The 23,303-nt window shown below is 43.1% G+C and carries 22 protein-coding genes; 5 read left to right on the top strand and 17 right to left on the bottom strand.

Features of this window, described 5'->3' with window-relative positions; translation table 11 throughout:
- Positions 1-264: 264 nt before the first annotated feature.
- From AAFP14_RS05515 to AAFP14_RS05525, 3 genes are all read right to left on the bottom strand, one after another.
- Positions 265-1,644, bottom strand: coding sequence for an ATP-binding protein (locus AAFP14_RS05515; protein WP_341731296.1), 1,380 nt, complete (start codon positions 1,642-1,644; stop codon positions 265-267).
- A 184-nt stretch (positions 1,645-1,828) separates the two neighbouring features.
- Positions 1,829-3,007 carry a M20 family metallopeptidase gene (locus AAFP14_RS05520; RefSeq protein WP_341731297.1) on the bottom strand — a complete coding sequence of 393 codons (1,179 nt, stop codon included), beginning with the start codon at positions 3,005-3,007 and terminating at the stop codon, positions 1,829-1,831.
- A gap of 76 nt (positions 3,008-3,083) precedes the next feature.
- Positions 3,084-3,683, bottom strand: a complete 600-nt coding sequence (locus AAFP14_RS05525; RefSeq protein WP_341731298.1) for a glutathione S-transferase family protein — start codon at positions 3,681-3,683, stop codon at positions 3,084-3,086.
- A 312-nt stretch (positions 3,684-3,995) separates the two neighbouring features.
- Here AAFP14_RS05525 and AAFP14_RS05530 point away from each other — a divergent pair, with 312 nt between their 5' ends.
- Positions 3,996-5,024 carry a glycosyltransferase family 4 protein gene (locus AAFP14_RS05530; RefSeq protein WP_341731299.1) on the top strand — a complete coding sequence of 343 codons (1,029 nt, stop codon included), beginning with the start codon at positions 3,996-3,998 and terminating at the stop codon, positions 5,022-5,024.
- Positions 5,025-5,292: 268 nt separating this feature from the next.
- Here AAFP14_RS05530 and AAFP14_RS05535 read toward each other — a convergent pair whose 3' ends face one another.
- From AAFP14_RS05535 to AAFP14_RS05545, 3 genes are all read right to left on the bottom strand, one after another.
- On the bottom strand, positions 5,293-6,258 hold the full coding sequence (locus tag AAFP14_RS05535; RefSeq protein ID WP_341731300.1) for a glycosyltransferase family 2 protein: 966 nt from the start codon (positions 6,256-6,258) through the stop codon (positions 5,293-5,295).
- Between the two features lie 46 nt (positions 6,259-6,304).
- A complete protein-coding gene (locus AAFP14_RS05540; RefSeq protein WP_341731301.1) occupies positions 6,305-8,242 on the bottom strand; it encodes a hypothetical protein in 1,938 nt (645 codons plus the stop codon).
- A gap of 196 nt (positions 8,243-8,438) precedes the next feature.
- Positions 8,439-8,906 (bottom strand): ATP-binding protein, encoded by a 468-nt coding sequence (locus AAFP14_RS05545; RefSeq protein WP_341731302.1) that lies wholly within the window; start codon positions 8,904-8,906, stop codon positions 8,439-8,441.
- A gap of 455 nt (positions 8,907-9,361) precedes the next feature.
- Between AAFP14_RS05545 and AAFP14_RS05550 the strand changes: the two genes are divergently transcribed.
- Both AAFP14_RS05550 and AAFP14_RS05555 read left to right on the top strand, forming a co-directional pair.
- On the top strand, positions 9,362-10,498 hold the full coding sequence (locus AAFP14_RS05550) for a PP2C family protein-serine/threonine phosphatase (protein WP_341731303.1): 1,137 nt from the start codon (positions 9,362-9,364) through the stop codon (positions 10,496-10,498).
- 56 nt (positions 10,499-10,554) lie between these two features.
- Positions 10,555-10,773: a hypothetical protein gene (locus AAFP14_RS05555; RefSeq protein ID WP_341731304.1), complete on the top strand. Its 219-nt coding sequence runs from the start codon at positions 10,555-10,557 to the stop codon at positions 10,771-10,773.
- 180 nt (positions 10,774-10,953) lie between these two features.
- Here AAFP14_RS05555 and AAFP14_RS05560 read toward each other — a convergent pair whose 3' ends face one another.
- From AAFP14_RS05560 to AAFP14_RS05580, 5 genes are all read right to left on the bottom strand, one after another.
- On the bottom strand, positions 10,954-11,274 hold the full coding sequence (locus AAFP14_RS05560) for an STAS domain-containing protein (protein WP_341731305.1): 321 nt from the start codon (positions 11,272-11,274) through the stop codon (positions 10,954-10,956).
- 94 nt (positions 11,275-11,368) lie between these two features.
- A complete protein-coding gene (locus tag AAFP14_RS05565) occupies positions 11,369-12,013 on the bottom strand; it encodes a helix-turn-helix domain-containing protein (RefSeq protein ID WP_341731306.1) in 645 nt (214 codons plus the stop codon).
- Positions 12,014-12,404: 391 nt separating this feature from the next.
- Entirely contained in the window at positions 12,405-12,953 is a 549-nt protein-coding gene (gene dps / locus AAFP14_RS05570) for a DNA starvation/stationary phase protection protein Dps (protein ID WP_340522591.1), read from the bottom strand.
- Between the two features lie 58 nt (positions 12,954-13,011).
- Positions 13,012-13,272 (bottom strand): sulfiredoxin, encoded by a 261-nt coding sequence (locus AAFP14_RS05575; RefSeq protein ID WP_341731307.1) that lies wholly within the window; start codon positions 13,270-13,272, stop codon positions 13,012-13,014.
- 211 nt (positions 13,273-13,483) lie between these two features.
- Positions 13,484-14,350 carry a DUF3800 domain-containing protein gene (locus tag AAFP14_RS05580; protein ID WP_341731308.1) on the bottom strand — a complete coding sequence of 289 codons (867 nt, stop codon included), beginning with the start codon at positions 14,348-14,350 and terminating at the stop codon, positions 13,484-13,486.
- A gap of 138 nt (positions 14,351-14,488) precedes the next feature.
- Between AAFP14_RS05580 and AAFP14_RS05585 the strand changes: the two genes are divergently transcribed.
- Positions 14,489-16,153 (top strand): SpoIID/LytB domain-containing protein, encoded by a 1,665-nt coding sequence (locus tag AAFP14_RS05585; RefSeq protein WP_341731309.1) that lies wholly within the window; start codon positions 14,489-14,491, stop codon positions 16,151-16,153.
- 187 nt (positions 16,154-16,340) lie between these two features.
- Here AAFP14_RS05585 and AAFP14_RS05590 read toward each other — a convergent pair whose 3' ends face one another.
- Both AAFP14_RS05590 and AAFP14_RS05595 read right to left on the bottom strand, forming a co-directional pair.
- Positions 16,341-16,640: a ferredoxin gene (locus AAFP14_RS05590; RefSeq protein WP_341731310.1), complete on the bottom strand. Its 300-nt coding sequence runs from the start codon at positions 16,638-16,640 to the stop codon at positions 16,341-16,343.
- Positions 16,641-16,835: 195 nt separating this feature from the next.
- Positions 16,836-17,003: a hypothetical protein gene (locus AAFP14_RS05595; RefSeq protein WP_341731311.1), complete on the bottom strand. Its 168-nt coding sequence runs from the start codon at positions 17,001-17,003 to the stop codon at positions 16,836-16,838.
- A gap of 10 nt (positions 17,004-17,013) precedes the next feature.
- Between AAFP14_RS05595 and AAFP14_RS05600 the strand changes: the two genes are divergently transcribed.
- Positions 17,014-18,027: a Gfo/Idh/MocA family protein gene (locus tag AAFP14_RS05600; protein WP_341731312.1), complete on the top strand. Its 1,014-nt coding sequence runs from the start codon at positions 17,014-17,016 to the stop codon at positions 18,025-18,027.
- Between the two features lie 154 nt (positions 18,028-18,181).
- Here the strand turns inward: AAFP14_RS05600 and AAFP14_RS05605 are convergent, their stop codons facing one another.
- From AAFP14_RS05605 to AAFP14_RS05620, 4 genes are all read right to left on the bottom strand, one after another.
- On the bottom strand, positions 18,182-19,324 hold the full coding sequence (locus tag AAFP14_RS05605) for a glycosyltransferase (protein ID WP_341731313.1): 1,143 nt from the start codon (positions 19,322-19,324) through the stop codon (positions 18,182-18,184).
- A 156-nt stretch (positions 19,325-19,480) separates the two neighbouring features.
- Positions 19,481-20,644, bottom strand: coding sequence for a glycosyltransferase family 4 protein (locus AAFP14_RS05610; RefSeq protein ID WP_341731314.1), 1,164 nt, complete (start codon positions 20,642-20,644; stop codon positions 19,481-19,483).
- A 268-nt stretch (positions 20,645-20,912) separates the two neighbouring features.
- Complete coding sequence (locus AAFP14_RS05615) at positions 20,913-21,665, bottom strand: hypothetical protein (protein WP_341731315.1); 753 nt, start codon at positions 21,663-21,665, stop codon at positions 20,913-20,915.
- A gap of 175 nt (positions 21,666-21,840) precedes the next feature.
- Complete coding sequence (locus AAFP14_RS05620; protein WP_341731316.1) at positions 21,841-23,241, bottom strand: O-antigen ligase domain-containing protein; 1,401 nt, start codon at positions 23,239-23,241, stop codon at positions 21,841-21,843.
- Positions 23,242-23,303: the final 62 nt, after the last annotated feature.

Genomic DNA, 23,303 nt, shown 5'->3' on the forward strand with positions numbered 1-23,303 from the left:
AGAAGAGGGAGACTGGAAGCACTCAAAGCCCTCCTTCTTAAGCGGAGACTGGAAGCACTCAAAGTCCCCCTTCTTAAGGGGGATTTAGGGGGGTCGAGACTCAGAAATAACAAAGAAATCTCTGCACTCAAAGTCCCCCTTCTTAAGGGGGATTTAGGGGGATCGAGACTCAGAAATAACAAAGAAATCTCTGCACTCAAAGTCCCCCTTCTTAAGGGGGATTTAGGGGGATCGAGACTCGCGTAAAATCGAATGAAAATAATCTCAAAAATTTTGCTGTTGCCACAGCTTAAATTTGTCAGTTTCCATCAATAGCGGATTCAACGCAAACCAAATTCTTTCATTATCTACATACTCAAAAACCCACAGGTTTCGCAGCAAATCTTGGTATTCTTTGTCTCCTTTAATGGTTTGTTCTTTCACCACTTTAAAAAGTAATTCCCACTCATCATTATCAATGCCGCGATTGAGAGTATCACGGGAACTGCGAATCACCGATCGCAAAACATCTTGGGAAATGGGAGGGTCATCTTGCTGCAAGCAACCAAACAGCATCCCCATCAAGTTTCGCAAATGACCGCCGCTGACTCGGCACAATTCATCTAAAGTTTCCGAACTGTCAAAAACTTCCGTAATTAATGTCATCTGTTCCTCGGTTGACGCATCAGGAAAAGCCCGCGACATCACCATGCGCCGCAGCAAATTCATCCCCTCCACACATTCGCTACCATCTCTATTTTTTACTGGCACCATCGGCAAAACTTTCGGGTCAACTCCGCCTCCCAAGCGATTTTTCAAAATTTCACTTTCATTGCCAAAAATCAATCCCAGAGGTAGGGTATAAACTAAATGGCAATTGAGTTTTCGCAAGTCATCTCCCCGGTTAATAAAGATATATTCTGGTAGCAGTATCCCCGCTGTATTTGGTCGAGAAACTATCCGGTCTAGGTTATCAACAATTACCACCAATCCTTTTTTACCGCGCTGCTTTAGCTGATTAATTGCGACATCAATAATTTCTTGATTAATCAATTCTAGCATTTTACTGGCTTGCGGTTCCATGTACTGTCTCAGTTTCGATCGCAAGTCGGGATTGCTTTTGGTTTTGGCAGTGATTTTGGCGATACCCAAAGGCAGAGAAAGTTCCAGATTTCCGTCTGTGTTACCCTTGACTTTGCTGCCAAAAATTTCTCCTTCAGCTTCTAAACTCACAGGAGTCTGTAAAAAATTCCAACTGTTTTTTAAGAATTCTTTAAAACCTTGGGGCTGCAAGGAAATGTTGCCCTCTTCCAAGCTTTGGGTGACTCGCCGCGCGATCGCTAACATGATATCTGTCAAATCGAGATCCATTTCATCGAGGTCTTTTGTGGACTCGAAGTAAACTACATGAAATCCCTCATCTGTCAACTCTTTTTGGAGTCGCGATAATTCAGTAGATTTGCCGCAACCAATATGTCCGGTGAATAATTGGCAAGTCCGTTTATCTGGTGACACGCGGGTAATTGTTCGTTTGAGTATGTTAATAATTTTGCCACCGCGTACTGCTGCAAAATCAATGTAGTAGCGCATATCTTCTGAATTTCCTAACATCAGGGAGTGAGTGGGGTTGCAGGCCTCGCAGAATCTATTGAAATCTAGGGTCATAAATTTTATATAGCAATTGATAGTTGATATTTAAGAAGACCAGGCGGTTGAAACCGCGTCTATACAGGCAAAACCCGCCGACGCGGGTTGAAGAAAATACGGTAGTTGAAATCATGTTATCTGATCCAGTCCGCGGAGGCGGACATCGTTTGTATAGGTGCGGTTTCAACCGCCCTCTGATTTCTTATTTCTGTTGCCAATATTTGTAAGCGGCACTGGCCAAGGTGACAACTCCAGTAATTATGGCTGCTTCATCCACCTCAAATTGCGGATGATGGAGAGGATAATTGGGTCGATCTTTTAATCCAACTCCCAGGCGAAACATGGTTCCCGGTGCGTGTTCTAAATACATGGAAAAATCTTCGGCACCGAGGGATGGTTCTGGTAAAATTTGGACGCGCGATCGCCCTAAAGTTTCTAAAGCCGCTGCTTCGAGTAATTGGGTGAGACAGGGATCGTTTTGCACTCCCGGTACGCCACGTTTATAGTTGAGTTCATATTTTGCGCCGTAAGTCTGACAGACACCGGCCACAATTTGTTCGATCCAAGCTGGTAGTTTTTCGTAGGTTTCAGGATGGAGCGATCGCACGGTGCCTAATAATTTTACGCGATCGGCAATCACGTTAGGTGCTCGTCCCCCACTAATTTGCCCGATGGTTAAAACCACAGGCCTCAATGGATTTTGCATTCTACTAATCGCCTGCTGCAAAGTAGTAATAATCTGCGAAGCTATCCAAATTGCATCGATCGCCTCGTGGGGACGCGCGCCGTGGCCTGATTCACCCATGACAATCAATTCTAGGTCATCCGCCGCCGCCGTCAGTGCCCCGTGGCGAATTCCCACACAACCGCCGGGAATCGTCGGAAAAACGTGCACTCCCAGGATGCCCTCCACGTCTTGCATCGCCCCATCTGCAATCATCCAACGCGCGCCTTGGGCTATCTCCTCCGCCGGCTGAAACAAAAACCGGACGTGACCAGGCAGTTTTTCCTCTAGTTGAGACAATACCATCGCTGCGCCCAAACCGACGGTAGTGTGGATGTCGTGGCCGCAAGCGTGCATGACTCCTGGGTTTTTCGAGGCAAATTCCAGGTTTGTGCGTTCTTGCATCGGCAAAGCGTCCATATCGGTACGAATTGCTAGCCAGCGCGACTGGTTGCTATGGCCTTTGAGCTCGCCGATGACACCGGTTTTGCCAATTCCTTCGATCGCATGAACTCCACTGGAAGCCAAAACACCAGCTACATAGGCCGCTGTTTGATATTCTTGCCCGCTGAGTTCGGGGTGAGAGTGGATGTGGCGGCGGATTTCGATTAGGCGAGGTGCAAGGGTAGTAGCTAATTCAAGAATGCGGGCAAGCATGAATTTATTTGGGGATGGCGGTACAAAGGATTTTCAATTAGGTTAACGCAAATTTCCCACGAACAGGCAACCGGGCTTAAGTTGCGATGTTGATATATCCGGGCTGACTTTTGATGCGATCGATCCAAGATTCAATTGCTGGAAATCGTCTTAAATCAAATCCTCCCTCCCCAGCAACGTGAGTATAAGCAAATAAACCAGTGTCAGCAATGGTATAGCGATCGGCTACAAAAAAGTCCTTTGTTTCTAAATGCCGTTCCATCACTCCCAAAGCAGCATAACCCGGTGCTTGTTTTTGCTTAAGCGCTTCCTGGAATTCCTCACTTTTACCAGTCAAATACCAAAAACGAGAAGTTGCAATAAAAGGTTCGTGGCTATATTGTTCAAAAAACAACCACTGCATGACTTGAGATCTTTCAAATTTATCATTGGGAAAAAACTCAGTCCCTTCGCTCAAATAAAACATAATTGCATTGGATTCAAATAGAAATTTTCCCGGTTCTATTTCTAACACCGGAATCCGCCCGTTGGGATTTTTCTTCAAAAACTCCTTAGTTCGACTTTCTCCTTTGAGAATGTCAATTTCCAGCGTGGCAAAGGGAAGATGAAGCTGAGTTAACAGCAAGCGGATTTTGTAGCAATTCCCCGACATCGAATATTGGTAAAGTTTCAACATTCTTTTTTTTATACCGCAGAGGACAGAGAGAACACAGAGTTAATGTTCACAATTTATCATTGTAGCATTATTCTGTTGTGGCTACGGTAGCTGTGAGTAAAGAAGCATTAAGCTGGGATCTGACGCTCAATTAACAGTTATTCTGCAATTTTATTATAAAAATTAAAAGTATTTGACATTTTGCCATGACTAGACATAGAATATTGTGGCTATAATTTTTTAGAACCATCAAATCCTATGAACTGGGACAATAACTCAATTGTAATTTATTCAAATTTTCCATTTCATGTAGAAGATTGGTCTCCCCGATCTGTGAATAAAGGTATTGGCGGCAGTGAAGAAGCGATAATTTACTTAAGTCAAGAATTTGTTAAGTTAGGCTACCAGGTTCATGTTTTTAATCGATGCGGTGAGATGGCAGGGGAATATAATGGTGTAGTCTATCAGTCAGTTGACAAATTTAATCCCCAAGATAACTTTAATGTCTTAATCTTTCATCGCTATTGGACACAACCAATGGGAATGAAAGTTAAAGCCAGAAAAATTGCTGTGTGGATGCACGATAACCCGCAATTATTTCCTCCCATAGAAGAGTCGCAGCGTTTAGAATTTCTGGGAAGTTTTGATAAACTTTTTATGTTGTCAAATTTTCATAAATCTCTACTGCCAGACTGGATTCCTGAAGGCAAGATATTTTTAACCACCAATGGAATTAATGTCGCCGATTTCAATTTAACAGGTATTGCGAGAAATCCCAGGAGATTAATTTCGATTAGTGACTATACAAGAGGTATTGAAAATTTACTCACGCAATGGGATCGAGTTCTCCAAGAAGTGCCAGATGTTGAATTACATATTTTTTATGGTTGGCAAGGAATTGATGCTTTAATTAATTCACCTTATCTTGATAAGTTTCCACACTTGCCAGACAAAAAACAACAACTTTTAAAACTTTTCGCTCAGAAAAATGTCTATGAACATGGCAGAATTGGACACGAGCAGTTGGTTGAAGAATTATGCCAATCAGGCATCTGGGTTTATCCTTGTCATACTGCGACAGAAATTTTCTGTATTAGTGCTTGGAAAGCACAGGCTGCTGGTTGTGTTCCGCTAGTGACAACCTATGCAGGTTTAGATGAAACAGTGCAATCAGGTGTCAGAATTAAGGGGCCTGCGGGTGATGAAGAAACTAATAATGCTTTTATTGAAGCACTGATAGATTTGCTCAAAAATCCTGAAAAACAAGAACCTTTAAGACAGGAAGCATTAGCTCTTAAAGATTCATTTAGCTGGGTTCTAGTCGCTCAACAATGGCATCAGGAGTTTATATGCGCTCCTTAAATCCATTATAAACAGTCCTGGACGCAACGGGAGCATCCCGATTTTGCATAGGCGAAGCATGACCGCAGACAATTTATTAGTGATACCATTTTTCTTTCATGTGTCCTATGGATGAAGTCTTAGCCCCCCCTTAATAAGGGGGGGTTGGGGGGGTAATATCTAGCGCTACTTTATGAAATTGGTATGATAACTAGAGATTCTGCCGATCGCTAATTAAGCCTGGTGTCTGAAGAGCGATCGCATCATTTAATCAAAAGCAGATGGTAGTTTATTTGTCAGTGCGATCGTTCGAGCGATCGAAACCCGCAACTTCTGCCAAAGTATAAAGCGGCCGCCCCTTTACCTCCTCATAAATCCGCCCTACATACTGACCCAAAATCCCAATACTCACCAACTGTACCGCACCTAAAAAGAAAACCGCCATCATCACAATCGTCAAACCAGTTAATGCCGAATTTGGATAAAAAATCCGCCAATACAAAATCAAAAACGCCATTAATACAGATACAAATGCCGCAAATAATCCCAAATAAATCGAAAGTCTCAGGGGAACTTTGGAAAAAGACACTAAACCATTCATTGCCAAACCCAAAGATTTTCTAAACGTATACTTAACCTCGCCTGCAAAACGCGGATCGCGTTCAAATTTAACTGCTGTTTGCTTAAAACCAATCCAAGCCCGCAATCCCCGAATGTAACGATTTCGTTCGGGCATGGCATTGAGTATATCGACTACACAACGATCCATTAAACAAAAATCTCCTGTATCTATGGGAATATCAACATCGGCAAGATGGCGCAAAATCCGATAATACATATAAGCTGGCAACCGCTTAAACCAACCTTCTTTATGGCGTTGAGTGCGTTGAGCGTAAACAACGTGATAGCCTTGCCGCCATTGTTCTACCATATCTATAATCAACTCCGGCGGGTCTTGCAAATCGCCGTCCATTACTACTACAATTTTACCTGTAGAAAAGTTTAAACCAGCAGTCACGGCTATTTGATGGCCAAAATTGCGGGCAAAACTGAGGTAAGAAATGCGTGCATCTTTTTCGTGCAATTCTCGCAGAAGTTCCAGAGAGCGATCGCGACTGCCATCATTGATTAAAATTAACTCTACTGGTCCATCCATCCTAGCCATCACCGCACTAATTCGTCGGTAAAGTTCCGGGAGAGTTTCTTCTTCATTATAAATAGGAATTACCAAGGAATATTTGGGTATGCTTTTCATGATAGTCGATGTTTTAATTCTGCTTTTTAAGTGTTAAATCACAGATCTATTTTTTCATAAATACGCTCAGGGGTGCAACGGAAAATTTTTGTACATAAGTTTGATTTTTGATAACCATTTCTTTTCCTGGTTGCCGATCTTTTTTGCTAGCTTGGTAAATTATCGCACAGGGAATAAAGCTCTGGTAGGGTTCAAAATTTAATTTTTTTTCGACTACAGGATCGATGGTAGAGATATGTTCAATCCGAGGTGCTGGTTTTCCCGGTTCTTGAAAAAATACCCACAAGGGATATTCCCAGGAATTTTTCGTCCAAAATGATAGTCCTATATTTGTGCATTTTTTAGCTTTGATAAAATCTACTGTTTGATTGTAAGAATACTCGATTTTCGGCCGACTTGTAAAGTAAAGTTCATTTCTGCTGGTATTAAAAATGTTGCTTGCTCCTAGCAAAGGTCTAAATTTGTTATGACCAATCCAAGGCAGGGACATAAACATCAAAATTCCTACCATATAGTTGGCTATTTTATAATTGGATAATTGTGATATTGTTAGTCCAAACAACGGTGCAAATAATACAAAAAATGTCAGGTGGTGGCGACTTTGCCAAGGCTGGAATTTGAGCAAAAAACAAATTAGTAAAAATGTACTTATGGTCGCCACCAAATAAATTATTATTAGATGGGTTTTTCGGATTTTCTTTTTATTTAAAATCAGGATACAAGTGGCAATTATTAGCCCGAAATGAATGGGATTGGTAGCATTATTTTCATTGAATGACGGTGTACTCAGAGCATAGACTTGTCCTGGAGGCCATGTGATCCGCGGATCGTTTGGCAGGATACCTAATATCTTGTGTAGCCTTTTAACTACTGCCACAATTAAGCCATTGATTTGGGAAATGCTGGTCCCGATTTGCATGGCTGAGTTTCTAATTATATTTGACCCAAAAGTGGGGAGGCTAAATATTTCGATTTTGTATTCTTTAGTAAAATCTTGAGGAGCGCCGATCGCGTATCCAAACAAATCGTAGTTTCGCCAAAAATGACCTAGATTTAGTAAAATACTTACAGATGCGATCGTCAAAATTGGTGGAATAATTTTTTGAGGAAAACGCTTGATTCCTACTATTAAAAACCAGATTATAAAAGGTAGTGAAAATATATAACCTGTGGTTTTGGTTAAGCAAGCTAGACCCAAGCTTGCACCAATTTTGAGAGTGCTAGATAGAGTAATTCCTGTTGACATTCCCGCTAAACCGCAGGAGACAAAACAGACTACCCAAAAACATACAGCATAGTCGTTTTGGGTGCTAGAACCTTGGAGGATGCCCATGGGTAAAGTTGCAGCAAAGACGCAGGCAAAAATTTGACCCCGCAAGTTTGCTCCCAGTTGCTGAGCAATTAGAGAAACGCCGATCGCACTGCCAATCATACTCAACCATTGTATCAGATTCGCAAAGCGATCGCCCCCGCTTAAAATCTGAAAGTGCATAATCGCAAATTCCGCTCCAGGCGGGTGATATAATTGCGGTACATAGGATGTTGGATAATGCTCCACACTCCGATTTTGCATCCAGTGAACCACCCGACTCATGTGATATGTCATGGAATCCCAATTGTTAGGTGGCGAAACTATAGCTATTAAACCAACGAGCACAAAAATCAAGGATATACTTGCTAGTAAACCTACTAAAAAGCGAGGTATTTTAATTTGATGATTTAGGGAATGACTGCCCTTGACATTTAAAGTTTTTAGATATATGATTAAAATCAAAACATCTGCGGATAACCACAACCAAAACACCGCATTAAAAGCGATGGATTTGAATAAACTTAAAATTTCCGTAGATAAAGTAATCGTGACTCCCCATGCAATAGCAGCCGATAAAACCGCACTGCGCCAACAATTATTTATTTGATGGAATATCAAAAATAAAATTACTAAATAAACCAAGGGAAGCAAGCCGAATATATCTGTAGTCATAAGGTTTATACTACGGTGGTTATGTATTAAATTTTGTTAATACTGAATGCTGCCCTCACGCAAGGGTTGTCGAAGTGTTGAAACCGCTAGCGACTTATCCCCAAGTCGATCGCCAGGGGATTGCGTCTCGTTTCTTGGCCAGAGTTTTTAGGGGTGGGAAGAGGGGCTACCGTCAACCCCTACCTCCCTAAAAATATTAGTCTTCTTTTCGATCGTTGAGACAGGGGGAGTAATTTTTGACTATCAACAAACAGTTTCGTCCATCAGCGGTTCTCACATAACTGAGAGTATCACCGATGTCTTTCATTAATTTTAGACCCCGACCACCCGGAGATTCAATATCTACTGTTTCGGAAATATTTTTGATTTTTGCTTCTAAATCAAAGGGTTCGCCCCAATCCCAGATTTTAATCTCTACAAATTCAGGAAACACTACCACCTGAATTTCTACAGGTAAATCCCCTGGTTTGCCATTATGGGCGTGACGAACGGCATTGGTAAAGCCCTCCGCCAAAGCCAACTGACACCTGATCCAAACACTTTTGGGAATTCGCGACTCGTACAATTTTGAAAACCACGACAAAACGCGGTCTAATCCATTTAGACCCGTATTGACTTGAAGATCCGCTTTCTTGAGCATCGGCAACTTTTCGTAACCTTTCAATTCAATCAATCTCAGCTAATGAATAATTTCACTGGCTGGTGGGCACAATACAACAATACAAAATACAACTACACAAAATACAACGGTCGCAAAAATACAACGGTCGCAAAATTTAATGATAATTGGAGGGTAGTAGTTTCGAGGAGCAGGCCGTATAGATATTTCATCCACTAATCGGTTAAACAGTATACCATATGTAGGGATTCGATGTCAACCAGGGGTGTGGCAAAATAAAAGTCTATAAAAATTTATATTTTGAATATAAACTGAGTGAAGTTCGATCTCGCCGAAATTTCCCTTAAATTTAAACGTAAATTGAACTCAAAGGCCCGCTGTCAACAGCAATTACCTAGAAAGCGATGTTATTAGACTATACTCAATCTCAGACCAACGCGCTGACAGGATATATTTTGAATGACCCCCAGACCTTGAAAGACTTGTAGTACCTGAGTGCCATGTTTCAAATTCTGGTTATAGACGATGATACTGCGGTTCAAGAACTGCTCAGAAGAACCCTGAAAAAACAGGGTTACGAAGTAACGGTAGCAAGTAATGGCGAAGACGGTGTAGCACAGGCGCAAAAACTGTGTCCGGCTTTGATAATTTGCGATTGGATCATGCCACGCTTGACAGGCATCGATGTATGCCGTCGAGTCAAGGCCGATCCACATCTGTCAACTACACAATTCTTTTTGCTGACTTCTTTGGGGTCGATCGCCGATCGAGTCAAAGGACTTGATGCCGGTGCCGATGATTTTATCTCCAAACCCATTGAACTCAATGAGTTGCAGGCGAGAGTGCGGGCCGGACTAAGGCTGCACCAACTCAGCCGAGACTTGAAAATTGCCAAGCAAAGTCTGGAAGCAGAACTAGCTGAGGCGGCGGAATATGTGCAGTCTTTATTGCCAGATCCCATGGTGGAACCCGTCAGCATTGAGTCAAAATTCATTCCTTCCCGTCAGTTAGGAGGAGATTGCTTTGACTACAACTGGCTAGACTCCGATTATTTGGCGATTTATTTGCTAGATGTCGCCGGACATGGTTTGCGGGCGGCCCTGCCTTCTGTGGCAGTGTTGAATTTGTTGCGATCGCGCGCCTTACCCAATATTGACTATTACAAACCCAGCGACGTTTTGCGAGCTCTGAACACCACTTTCCAGATGAGTTATCAAAATGACAAGTATTTCACCATCTGGTACGGGGTGTACAATCGGATCGATCGCCAGTTAGTCTACGCCAGCGCCGGCCATCCCCCGGCGGTGTTGATTTCCCAGTCCCCCACTAGCAATGCCAAAGTCCAGCAACTGAAAACCCCCGGAATGCCGGTCGGGATGTTCCCAGAAGCCCGGTATGTAGATAAAATCTGCCATGTCGAGGATTTGAGCACTCTCTACATCTTTAGCGATGGGGTTTACGAGATTCACCAACCTGATGGCAATATCTGGGGGCTCGATCCTTTCATTGATTTGTTAGCAGCTTACAACGGTGCAACTGCCGACCAGTTAGAGTTAGTTTTGAGCTATGTTCAAAAGTTGAACGCTAAAGCCGTGTTTGATGATGATTGGTCTTTACTCAAGATCAATTTTGGGTAAGAGACTTCTGGCTGCATATCTGTGACAGCATAGCGGTGGGACAGAAATCAGTAAATGTGTTTAAATCTTTGTATAATTTGCAACATCTGCCAATGTGCATAGATGGCAATGCAGGAAAGATGACAGGTTCTAAGAAACAACAGAAAGCTGAAGATGTATACATTCAGCTAGTGTCTGTTGTTTCTGGTGCTGTTGAAACTCAGGTGATGCCGATAGCTGGAGGAAATATGCAGAAGTCCGCAAGGTTTGACTCTTACGGACTGTTAAATATTTGACTTCGATTTTCCAGTCGGTTAGCGAAGCTTTAAACTTAGGATCGATTAATTCTAAGTTTAAGGCACAAGCCGAGCGGTTGGGAAGATGAAACCACCAATTTTAAACACTTCTAGTTTGCCTGCATAGATTGACCGAGATTTAGTAAACCTCAGAAGTTAGCAGCCAAAAGATCTAGTTATTTAAAGCGCAATCTTGCTATTAAAAGCATCACGGGTGGGAAATATCTCAAAAACTCGATCCATACTGGTGAGTTCAAATAAGATGCGGATTTGCTCGTTGATAGAACAGACGACTAACTGACTCCCAGCGGCCCTGACTGTTTTGAGCGCCAAGACTAAAGCGCCCAAACCAGAACTGTCCATAAATGTCACGTCTTGGAAGTCTATTAATACGACATCGGCTCCCGCTTGCACGAGGTCGCTAATTTCTAGGCGGAATTGACCAGCCTTGGTGCCGTCTAAAATACCAGAGGGTTGAATAATTTTAACTACAGGACTCATATTTTGCGGTGGGAATGTCAGAATTTCTAGCCAGACTACGTTAGTATAGCTGCGAGACGGACTCCGATCCAAATACCTAGCATAACCTAGACATTTAATCGATCGCTCCTACTGGGATCACCTTGGCACGGTATAGCAGTTTTTCACCTTGTCTGTATCCGGTATAGCGTACTGTCACCTGTTCTCCCGGCTGGGCGGTTCCGCCCAGCAGTTGATGCTGTTGCGGATTATAAGGGATGGAAGTTCCCACAGGGGCGATCGACTCTACTCCCCACTCTTGCAACAATTTTTCGACGGGCCGTACCAAAGGCAGTAATTTGACTGCTGGTAACTGCTGGTTTTCCTGAGCTTTCCTCGCTGCTGTCGGCCACTGCAACATCCAGGATTCTAAAATCTGCAAGCTAGAAAGCTGGAATTCTTCCATCAAAGACGATCGTTGAAGATCCAGTGTAGCTTGCAGCCGCTGATATTCTTGTTCTAGGGCTGTCGGTGCTGGTGGCTCTAACTTTACAGAACCAGGGGCAAAAGTTGCCAGCAGTTCGTTTAAGGAAATTTTCAAGGCTTGACTGATTTTCAGCAGGATATCTGCTGACATTTGCAAGGCTAAGCCCCGACGCAAACGGCTGAGCTGAAGTTCACCAACTCCTGCTGTTTGGCTGAGTTCTCGTGAGCTCTCTAGCCCTGCTTGCTGCATCAGACATTGTAGTTGAGGAGCGTAATCTGGAATCTTGCTTACCACAAAAAAGCCATCCCAATTAATAACTTAATATATTCTTTATATAGCAATCCTAAATCATTTGTGAATTTCTTACTCCCTCCCCTTCATAAGGTCCGGGTTGGGGTCAGGGCTGTTTCATTCTCAGGAAAACGATGATTTTGTAGGGGTAGTGCCTTTCTTTGCCTACCCTCTTCGTCCACGATTTTGTATGTGTTTGGTGAGATTGGGGCGGGCACTCACAGGCACCGCCCCTACAAGAGAATGAAACAGCCCTGGGGTAGGGGTGGGGTAAAAAACTTTACGACTCCTGCAAGGACTGCTATAGTAATCGGTCAAGTGCCACAACTCAATTTTGAGAGCGGGTCAGAGAACCCGCTCCACCGTTGTGGTCAAAATAGTTAATCAGTAGCGATTACAAAGCTACTTTTTCTGGGGTAGCCGAGGCTGTAGTTGTCGCAGCAGCTTGCAAGTGTGCTTCTAAAAACCACAAGCGCTTGTCAATGGTCCGCGAAATTTCAGTATATAAGTCAGCGGTATCGGCATCGCCGAGTTCCCCTGTTTTATCGATGGCTACTCGCAGATGTTTAGCATAAGGTGCGTAGCGATCGGCCAAAGCAGTCACGTACTCTTTGCCATCTAAAATATCAAAAGGAAATTCTGGCAAAATCGAATCAGCCGCCGCTGTACGGGCTGTTCCTACAGCCAAACCCCCCAAAGCCGTCACCCGTTCCGCCACCGTATCAACATAATCTTCGAGTTCTGTTGCCATTTCATCAAATAGCAAATGCAACTGATAAAAGTCCATACCTTTGACGTTCCAGTGAGCTTGCTTGACTTGGGTTTTTAAGTCGAGAGTCGTTGCGAGGGTGGCGTTGAGCAGCCCAACTATTTGAGAGCGGGTTTCTGCTGGCATATCGATACGAGTTGGATAAAGATGTTGTTTGTGGTTGTTAGGACTCATAGCTTTTGTACCTGGTGATTTTTGACTTAAAAAATTTAGAGTGCGATGTTTCCTGAGCTCACGCTAGGTGCATCTGCAACACAGAACGGGGAGCGCGGCGGACTTTACACCGGATTGTTTCTAAACCGAGGCGTTGACAAGCTTCGTATCGGTGACAACCGGAGAAGCCGTAATATTGACCATCTACTTCTAGCACGTCGATGGGCTCGTTTAAACCTACCTCTCGGATGGATTCCATCAGAGCGCTGACTTTGGTGGGGTCGTTGACTCGCGGCAGGGGGCGGCGAATCTGGTTGAGGGGTATTTCTTCGATCCTCATGGCTCCTCTTTGTTGCTGCTAATTAAATCATACTCGTAATGACTTCGACTTGGCAAGTAAAATGTATAGGACTTACGCATCGGGCCCAGAAACCGGGTTTTTAATGTATTGACGTTTGAATGCTCTAAAGTTATAATCCTATTAGGCAAAGCCTAGGGGTAGTCGTTACGACTGCCGCATCATAACCGCTGAATAGGCGGTTTTGCTGTTTTTAAGCTTGATCAAAACAATAGTATTTAATACCTAATTGGTCTATCTGACTAGGTTCTAGGTAACAATCTACAAGTAATCTTTTTTCCCTCAAAGATAAGAAAGCTCGATTATCAGGCTGGTCTTGGCTGCGCGCAACGGGATATAAGCACAAATCAGTTAGTTGCATTACTAGGTTATTTTTTGTTTTGCTATCTATACCGCGCAGCAGTCTCGAAAAATCCGTGTTAGATAATGGCGAGTATTGACTAGAGCGGTTGGGATCGAAAGGGTTGCCATGCGATCGCAGCTCATTAAAATATTGCTTAAGTAGTCCGTCTTCTTTTTTACCTGCGGCTTCAAAATAGACCATCAGTGTACCGTTTTTGAGTTCTGCATATTTGGCTGCACGTTCCACTATAATTGAAAAGGCACTCCTCATCATTTCCCAAGTGTTTTCACCGTACTTTTCCAAGTAACGTTTTAGGTAGCCTTGGCGGGAAACAACACAAGCGTGAACAACGATTGGGCAACTGATAATAGTATTTGTCAAGTCTCCGAAAAAACGCTCTTGCTCTGAATCCGAGAGTTTACCTAGCCAAGCAAAGCGTTTTTTTCGAGAGCGGATCTCATTGCCGTGTAATGGTATTTCTAGATTGATATTCCAGCGATTTTTGAATTCAACTAGAAGACTCTTAATCCTACCTTCGTTGCTCCTCTCAATTAAAACGCCACCCATTGCAAAGAAGGGAGAGGAGTCATCTGGATTGGGTTTTGGACTTCCCGATTCGTCAAGGTAAAGAGCAAATTCTTGAGGTTTTGTTTCCAGGGTATTGATAACCGACTCAGAATTAATGGGAACTTCGGCGAGGGGAAACTGGTTAACCATAATTTGCCTCTTGACATTATTGTCATATATTAAACTGTCGATCGCCCAAACCATTGCACAAATCCCTCGTACCTAATCGCAGGTGTGCTAACCTACAATCTAAACTCCTAAATTTCCACTATCTGGAGACAGATAACCGTGTCAGTCCAAGCGCCTCAAACTCCCAATTACAAATGGTTTAGCTCAATTTCTAGCGCTGCGATCGCAGCGTTGTGCCTGTGGCCGCTCCCTAGCACTCCCGCCACGGGCCAAAGTCCCCAAAATCGAGAAATCAAAATCGGTGTCGTGCAACGGTTTGGCACCAAAGCAACCGATAAGTTGACCCTGAAAGCTATACCTGGTGATAGTTTAACTGTAAGTTACAAAACTCCTAAAGGCATAGAAACCGCCAAGGTTCCTAGCATCAAGCTAGAAATTGCCGCCAAACCGCTGGAAACACCAGCAGTAGAAGAACGAGTTGTACTGAGTTCCCACCGCAGTTTTGAAAGTGCAGAAGATAGTGCTAATCAATGGCGAGCTAAAGGAATTGAAGTCGAAATTGCTCAACCTTTGCGGTGGCAAGTTTGGGCAAAAAGAGATAATTACAACTCTCCTTTAGTGCGACGTTTATTATTGCAAAGTTTGCAGGAGCAAGGGAATAAAACTGCTTTTTTGGATAGCAAAGTTTTGCCCACAATCCCCCAGGCATTTTGGGTGTTAAACGGTTTTCGTTTTAACCGCAATGAGTTAGATGTGACGGCGGGTAAAAATGTGATTGAGGTTCTGGAACAGACTACTCAAGAGGCCACAGCTACTGAAAAAGAAAAAGCTATTCAACAAACTCGCCTTTATGGTGGGAGTTTGCACCTACAGAAAAATGCTTATGGCACTTATACTTTGGTCAATGAAGTGCCGACAGAAACTTATTTACGGGGAGTAGTGCCGCACGAAATTGGTGCTTTTTCGCCCTATGCTTCCCAGGAAGCACAGGCTATTTTGGCGAGAACTTATGCCCTGAGAAATTTGCGCCGTTTTGCGATCGATAATTACGAGTTGTGTGCTGATGTTAACTGCCAAGTGTATAAGGGTTTGACGGAGGTTTTTCCGCAAACGGATAAGGCGATCGCCAAAACTAGGGGTTTGGTTCTCACTTATCGTCAGGAGTTGGTTGATGCCCTTTATTCCGCTTCTAGTGGTGGCGTTACTGCGCTTTTTGGGGATGTGTGGCACGGCTCGGAACGCCCTTATTTGCGATCGATCGTGGATGCACCTCAGAATATTTGGGATTTGTCGAAGCAGAGTTTGTCTGATGAAAACAATTTTCGCCGCTTTATGAGTTTGAATAAGGGGTTTAATGAGGAAAAACAAGATACTTTTCGCTGGCGCGAAGAAGCTTCTTTAACATCAATTGCTGGGTTTCTCAAACAGTATCTTCAGAAAAAACAGCATCCTTTGGCTAATTTTAAGACTATTAGTCAGGTAGCGGTGGTGCAAAGGTCTCCCGGTGGTCGAGTTTTGAAAATGAAGGTAGAAACTGACTTGGGGACAATCGATATTGATAAAGACGAGATTCGCAATGCTTTTTACCCTCCCATCAGCACTTTGTTTTACCTAGATCCGATTTACAATCCAGACAAAACCCTCAATGGCTATGCTTTTGTCGGAGGTGGCTTCGGACATGGGGTGGGAATGAGTCAAACGGGTTCTTACAATTTGGCTAATTTGGGCTGGAGTAGCGATCGCATTCTCAGCTTTTATTTTCCAGGCGCTCAAGTTGTCCCGCTGAATGATGGGATTACATTTTGGCGACCTGAGAATCCATAGGCATCAACAATAATTAGTGTAGAACAAGTATCGAACCTGTTCTTAAAAAGCTTTTTCCCAGATGTATAACATATATTTAGGGACATGGCAGTGCCATGTCCCTAACTGACCAGATTTCAGTCTAGCCATCGGCTCAAACAACTATTGATTAATAGCTTGGAGTGACAGCCGAAGGCTGAGGCTGTTTTTAGTACAGCGATTCTTCTTTGTGAGTTTCGATGGTGCAATCAGACTTAGGATAGGCGACGCAGGTGAGGACAAATCCAGCCTCAATTTGGTCATCATCCAAGAAAGATTGGTCTGATTGATCGACTTCCCCTTTGGTGATTTTGCCGGCACAGGTGGAACAAGCACCAGCGCGACAAGAGTACGGGAGGTCTAGTCCTGCTTCTTCGGCAGCGTCGAGAATGTAAGTATCCTCGTCAACTTCAATGGTTTGGTTAATTCCTTCAGCTTCGCTGACGAGGGTAACTTTGTAAGTTGCCATGCACTAATCCTCTCAAAAATTCAACAAGATATATAAGCTTTCCTAATGGAAACTTCAAAGCTCTATTAGCTCTGAGGTTTGCTCTTAGGTTGGTTCTCTCTCTGATAGTAGGGGAAATAAGGGAGGTTGCAACACTCATTTACAAAAAATTTGAATGGGATTAGTTATAATTTTTTCTAATTTCATCTTGATTACTTATACCTGCTGTAGTTTCTCGGCATGAGGAGGAAATGTATAGTTGAATGGCATCAAGATTTGGGTCGAAAATCCCGCGATCGCATTTTTGCACCAATTCAGGATTTGGGCGATCGAGCTATAAAGCTTTGTGACGCTTGTTTTGAGCAATTTTTGAAAATGTGACATCTAAAATTCTATGACTAATATTGATACTCGATCGCCTTTTTCGGTCCATGCTCCAATTAGGGTGGGGATTGTGGGCACTGGTTTTGCTGCTAAGTTGAGAGCCGAGATGTTGCAAACTGACGCAAGAGTTGACTTAGTGACAGTGGCGGGTCACACCCCCGACAAGACGGAAGCATTTTGTGAAGCCTTCGGCGCGGAGGCGGCGGTTTCTTGGCGCAAGTTGGTGGAAAGGAACGATTTGGATTTGGTGATTGTGTGTACGGTGAATCGGGATCACGGGGCGATCGCGATCGCGGCCTTGGAAAACGACAAGCACGTTGTGGTGGAATATCCTCTATCTTTAGATATATCTGAGGGAGAAAGGGCGATCGAGCTAGCCACCCAAAAGCAAAAACTCCTGCACATCGAACACATAGAATTATTAGGTGGTTTACACCAAGCCATCAAAACATCTTTGCCCTTAATTGGCAAAGTTTTTTACACCCGCTACGTTACTATTACAGCTCAACGTTCGGTACCTAAGCGTTGGACTTATCAACATTCGCTATTTGGGTTCCCATTAATTGGTGCAATTTCGCGAATACATCGATTTACCGATTTGTTTGGGGAAGTGACAAGCGTGAACTGTCAAACTCAATTTTGGGACACTCCGCCAGATTTTTATAAAGCTTGTTTGTGTAACGCCCAGTTACGCTTTGCGAATGGAGTTTTTGCGGAAGCTGTTTATGGAAAAGGCGAAACTTTTTCGCAGTCGGAAAACATTTTTACAATTTACGGGGAAGAGGGAACGCTGGTTTTTACTCCCGAATCCGGTCAATTAATTCAGGGCGAAAATAAACAAACAATAGAAGTTGGAACGCGGCGCGGTTTGTTTGCTAAGGATACAGATATGGTGTTGGAATACTTGTTAAACGGTACGCCTTTGTACGTGAATAATGCAAGTAGTTTGTACGCTTTGAAAGTGGCAGATGCGGCAAGGCGATCGAGTGAAACAAGGCAAAATGTCGCGGTTATAAATTCGTAAAACAGCGATCGTAAACTATGCGATCGCTAATAGATAGTAAGATTAAATGAACCGCGAAGGCGCTAAGGACACGAAGTCAGAGAAAGAAGAAGATGCAGTTCTTCCTTCGCGCTCTTTGCGTCTTCGCGGTTTAATCATTAGATATTGGGACAAGTCAGGTATAAATTCTGCCCAGCAAATCCGCAATCTGCCGATCGATATTGGTTTGGTGAAAACGCCGACTAGCCATCTCGTAGGCAGATTGGGCGATCGCGATCGTAGACTCAGGTTGGTTGTGACAGGTATTAATAACCTCTGAGAGTAGTTGTGGCTTGCTGGGAGGAACCAAAAAGCCATTGATCCCCGGTTCTATTAATTCCATCGCACCTCCAGATTGAGCAGCAACTATCGGTGTACCACACAGCATAGCCTCCACAATCACTCGGCCAAAAGGTTCAGGTGCGATCGAGGTATGTGCCACTAAATCGCAAATTGCCATTAACTGCGGAATATCTGAACGAAATCCTAAAAACTTAACTCGCTCTTCCAGTCCTAATTCTGCCACTTGTTTGTGCAATTGCTGGACATAATCCTGCTCACCAAAGAGCGCATCACCCACTAAAATAGCTGTGACATCTTTTGGACAATAGGTAAGAGCTTCAATTAAAATATGTTGACCTTTCCAAGGTGACAATCGGCTGAAATGACCTACGATAAATTGCCCGTCAAGTTCTAGCTGTGTTTTGAGTTGGCTAACATGAGAGCGATCGATCTGATAGACTTCAGGCTCAAAACCATTGTAGACGATATCGATGATGTCCGATCGCCCTCCTGCTGCTAAGAAAGCAGCCTGACTGGCTTGGGAATTAGCAATCACCAATGATGCAAAGCGATTCGCCAAAGTTACAGCTACTTTTAAGTTAGTTCGACTGAAATGGTCTGTAGATAAAATGTCATGCAAATGATAGACTAAAGGGCGACGACTGAAAAAGCTAGCTAATGCACCAACAACTAGAGCTTTTTGAGTGTTGGCGTAGATCAAATCGTATTGACGAGCTTTTTGAACAACTTTAGCAATCAAAGGCAGTAGCGCAGTTACACTACTTAAACTCTGTATCAAGCTGCTTTCTTTACGAACTTTAATCGCTTCTGTCGCTAACACCTCAACAGGAATTTGTTGTTGCTCTAGTAATTTCCTAAAAGCACCATCTACAAATAAGCCAACTAGACAGCTATCCCGATAGGGTTTGGCAATATCTATTAGGCAAAGTTCCGCACCACCGGGCTTTCCGCTCTGGTCAAGAAATAGTATTTTCATATCAAAATCCGTTAACCTCGAAACTACTCATCTCTCTATTCTCTTCCTCTGTGTCCTCTGCGCTCTCTGTGGTTAAATCATTCCGGTGCAGCCGGATTTGAGATCATCAGTTTTTTTTGCTAATAATTTTCCCATATATTCTAATTATTTTTAACCTCATGATAACAACACTTTTCTAACTTTTTGCGCGATTGTTTGCCAATCAAAATTCATAGAAGCATATTCATGACACGCTTCTCTAGAAGGCATCGGGACTTTTTTAAGTAACAGTTGTTCTAATCTATCAGCAATCGCTGTTGCTTCTATAGACGTAGTAATCAAATTTGGTGAAAACGGCTCTAAAATTTCCGGCATTCCACCGACAGGAGTACATAGCGCTGGAGTGCCACAGGCGAGAGATTCTAGCACTGCTAATCCAAATCCTTCTAAAGATTGGCTCGGCATCACACTTAGATCCGCTGCTTGGTAAGCTATAGGCAATTGATCGTCTGGCAAAAAGCCGAGAAATTTAACGTTGTCATTGAGTCCTAAATCTGTTGCTTGTTGCTGAAGATCTGCTTGTAGTGGCCCTTTTCCGGCGATCGCCAACCAGATATCAGGAATTTGAGGTTTAATGGCGGCTACAGCCATCAACAGCTTATCGAGTCCCATTCGATGCACTAAGCGACGCGCTGTAAATAAAATCGGGCGATTTTGGGGCCAGTAGATCTGCGTGCGGGCTTCTTGGCGCGATCGGTCAATTTGAAATCTCGACAGATCCACACCGCCAGGAATTACGTAAATTTTACTCCAAGGAACTTGATATTCTTGATGTAAAATATCACCAAATGCTTTGCTGAGGACGATAAAGCGATCGCACCGATGATAAACTCTGTCTTCAACCCAATGCTTCAAAAAAACGCTTAGTTTACCAGCACCTTCCTGTTTACTTTCCAAAGCCCAAGGCCCGTGAAAGGAAAAAGTAACAGGAACCCCCCTAGGTAAAACCTGCAAAAGCGGAAAACTATATAGTGCAAAATGCAGATTAATCGCATCGGGTGTTGCAAATTTTCGCTTTATAAAATTGGAGCGAATCAACCAAAGCCGTTCCCATAGTCGAATATCTGGTTGTGCTAAATTAGTTAGTTTTAGGCCTGAGTTTAACTGATTTTCTGGTAGACCAACTCCACACAATTCAACTCGATCTTGACTGGCTGCTAGTTGATGCGTCAGCTCATATACATATCGATCCAGACCTCCCGGTGTTTTCGGAAACCATCCGATGCCGACACAAAGAATGTTTGCTGCTGTAGCAGCAGGATTACTGGTAGAGTTTTCCATTTGGTTGTTGGCAAATATACATTAAAGTTACAATAACTGAGACATCCTGATTATAGCTGTATATTGCTCAGTGAGATTATGAAGAATCGATTCCTGTTGCTAGTAAACAAATTATGGCAAAAACAGCGGTTATTCATCCAAAAACTGAATAACTCCCTGGATTATTTTAAGCCGATGGAGAACGATCGCCAACCTCGCAGGAAGATGGGAAAGCTAAGGTGATTATGTATCAACTCAGATAGCCAACGTTCCACTAACCTTATTTATCCTATATCCAAATCCATGGAAATAATAGGCGGATTGTATTCCGCACATAAAACTTCCAAAAATTGTCAGTGGAATAGCCTTGGTTATCCGCCCCACGGATGCCATAAATCTCTGGGGTAACATTAAACCGTCGTACAATCTTGATATTCTCTGGAGGTCGATCGAGCAAATTTCTTAAAAGCTCTTCCGCCGCTACGCCTTGAGGTACTTCCGGCACATTAGTTTTAAGTTTGTGATAGACGTTATTGAGACAAGCTTGATAGCCCCTGAGTGTCCAAGCCAGCAAGTACATATCAGTCCAATGCTTCGGAAAATTTCGGAAATTGCAGTATAGATCAAAGTTTAAAGGCTTACGAGCAATTAAGCGAGCTAAATTGCTCACCATATAACGACCTGTCACTTTCCAGACGATTATCTCCCCCTGTTCATTCTGACCATTATTAATGAACTCTGAATGATTCATCGTGTAATCGACGAGTTTGAATTCGCCGTAGCCACGATCGTAGCTAGGAGGATAATCTAATCCGTCAAATACCACAAACTCAACCCGATCTGTAAAACCAAACTCAGCGGTAATGTTTCGTAAACTTGAAACATCAGAATTTGAGTTTTCTGCAAATACAATTGAGTCAACACCCAGATTCAGCAATGGCAGATAAAATTTCAACGACTTCTCATAATCTTGCAGGCGAATTTTGGGATCTGTTCTTGCTAGATTAGGAACTCCAGACCGTGGGGTAATTGTCGCCGTCATTAGTAGTATATTGCATTGCTTGAGAGGTGCTTTGCTACTAGGGAATATTTTGGATAAAAATAACATAATTAGATATTTTTGTTGAATTGAACAGTGTGTTTTGTTAACCCTGTATGGGTAAATCGTTCTGAGAAGTTTACTGGCTTATTATTAAATCAACAGTCTTAATTTCCTTTCACTCTGACAATATGTGATGTGAGTGATACTTATTAGCTGCCATCCCTAGACCCAGAAATCCCCAAAAAACCATGCCAGCGATACCAACTATCACATTTGAACCAGCTAGCATCGGCAGGAACCCAAGAGCAATAGCGCGGGTAGCACTAGCAAAAGAGTCCGCTGTCGATGACTTAGAGCCTTGAAACAGGCTATAGAATAGCAAAAACATTCCAGAGATGTAGGGGATGCTTCCCAACCAGCCTAATGTGAGAATCATCTCTATCAATCCGCTATCAATAGGGGTGAGAGTTCCATTTCCTTTACCTATGTATTCATTTAATGCGTCATCTATCATAATACTATATAGTCCTGCCCTATCCTTCGCACTCTGATCGTCCTTAACGTTAGTTAAACTTGTTACACGAGATTGAATGACTTGCGAAAATGGCTCTATTGTAGACAAAGGAACGACCAATATTGCTATGACTATCAGCAAAGAAATTAAACGGATCTGCACAACTCCTTTTATAAAACCAAGTAGGGCAACTAAAGATACCATCCATCCTCCCCAAGCTGTACGTACCAATGTTAGTAGGAGAGACAAGATGCCAATCGCTAAACCAGGAAAACGTAAAACCGTTTTATTGATGAATAACAATATAGTGCCTGGTATCATAACCGTTGCAAAATGTAAGGGTGAATTCATTGTACTCCACACTCGAAGTCCAAGGGGTTCTGGTTTTCCCATACTGGTATATAGTTTGGTCTGTATCAGCCAGAAACGATCCCACTCAGGTGCAACTAAGTATTGATAGACGCCATAGGATGCTGTCACCAACACACCCCAGAGAAAAGTGCGCTGAATGTTTTCGCGATAACTGGGGTAATCTCGCCAGTTTACCAATAAGTGGAAACCAAACAAAATGGGGCTTACCCAGCTCATAAGAGAGATGATCGCCGGAACAGGTAAGCCATTAATCAGACCAATTAGAAAACCATAGAACACACCTATAGCAGATATAACAAAAGGTAAGCCACCTTGTTTATGTGCTTTGGGAAGGTTACGGTAGAAAGTTAAAATGGTGATCATTGTCACCAGTAGAGGGGCTAACAAAATGGGACTGGGGTCGGTAAAACCGCTCCGAAAATCCGACACACGGCGAATAAAAGGTGTGAGGAAAAACACCCACCAAGTGAAACCTACATAGAGGATGGGATACCGCAAATATAGGAACAGGCCGACGGCAAAAGAACCCGCCGGAAAGATGAGGTTTAGAACCTTGCCAAGACCTGCTGCAAGGCATAGGGCAGTAATCAGTAATAATCCCATGATTGCCATCCAAGCTGCCTGCGGTTCCAGTGTCAGAGAGAAGCCCTGTTTGCGAGAGTTATTCGGAATTCCCTGTATTTGACTCATTACTTGTTTAGGTTGGGTAAATATTTAACTAGATATTAAGTTTTAAATTTTAGCTTTTAGGA

This window comes from Microcoleus sp. EPA2 (genome assembly GCA_020882975.1).
Classification (GTDB): domain Bacteria; phylum Cyanobacteriota; class Cyanobacteriia; order Cyanobacteriales; family Microcoleaceae; genus Microcoleus.

Coding starts and splice junctions, on each gene's coding strand:
- AAFP14_RS05515 (WP_341731296.1), bottom strand. CDS start 1,644: ATGACCCTAGATTTCAATAGATTCTGCGAGGCCTGCAACCCCACTCAC.
- AAFP14_RS05520 (WP_341731297.1), bottom strand. CDS start 3,007: ATGCTTGCCCGCATTCTTGAATTAGCTACTACCCTTGCACCTCGCCTA.
- AAFP14_RS05525 (WP_341731298.1), bottom strand. CDS start 3,683: ATGTTGAAACTTTACCAATATTCGATGTCGGGGAATTGCTACAAAATC.
- AAFP14_RS05535 (WP_341731300.1), bottom strand. CDS start 6,258: ATGAAAAGCATACCCAAATATTCCTTGGTAATTCCTATTTATAATGAA.
- AAFP14_RS05540 (WP_341731301.1), bottom strand. CDS start 8,242: ATGACTACAGATATATTCGGCTTGCTTCCCTTGGTTTATTTAGTAATT.
- AAFP14_RS05550 (WP_341731303.1), top strand. CDS start 9,362: ATGTTTCAAATTCTGGTTATAGACGATGATACTGCGGTTCAAGAACTG.
- AAFP14_RS05560 (WP_341731305.1), bottom strand. CDS start 11,274: ATGAGTCCTGTAGTTAAAATTATTCAACCCTCTGGTATTTTAGACGGC.
- dps (WP_340522591.1), bottom strand. CDS start 12,953: ATGAGTCCTAACAACCACAAACAACATCTTTATCCAACTCGTATCGAT.
- AAFP14_RS05575 (WP_341731307.1), bottom strand. CDS start 13,272: ATGAGGATCGAAGAAATACCCCTCAACCAGATTCGCCGCCCCCTGCCG.
- AAFP14_RS05580 (WP_341731308.1), bottom strand. CDS start 14,350: ATGGTTAACCAGTTTCCCCTCGCCGAAGTTCCCATTAATTCTGAGTCG.
- AAFP14_RS05590 (WP_341731310.1), bottom strand. CDS start 16,640: ATGGCAACTTACAAAGTTACCCTCGTCAGCGAAGCTGAAGGAATTAAC.
- AAFP14_RS05595 (WP_341731311.1), bottom strand. CDS start 17,003: ATGTCACATTTTCAAAAATTGCTCAAAACAAGCGTCACAAAGCTTTAT.
- AAFP14_RS05600 (WP_341731312.1), top strand. CDS start 17,014: ATGACTAATATTGATACTCGATCGCCTTTTTCGGTCCATGCTCCAATT.
- AAFP14_RS05605 (WP_341731313.1), bottom strand. CDS start 19,324: ATGAAAATACTATTTCTTGACCAGAGCGGAAAGCCCGGTGGTGCGGAA.
- AAFP14_RS05610 (WP_341731314.1), bottom strand. CDS start 20,644: ATGGAAAACTCTACCAGTAATCCTGCTGCTACAGCAGCAAACATTCTT.
- AAFP14_RS05615 (WP_341731315.1), bottom strand. CDS start 21,665: ATGACGGCGACAATTACCCCACGGTCTGGAGTTCCTAATCTAGCAAGA.
- AAFP14_RS05620 (WP_341731316.1), bottom strand. CDS start 23,241: ATGAGTCAAATACAGGGAATTCCGAATAACTCTCGCAAACAGGGCTTC.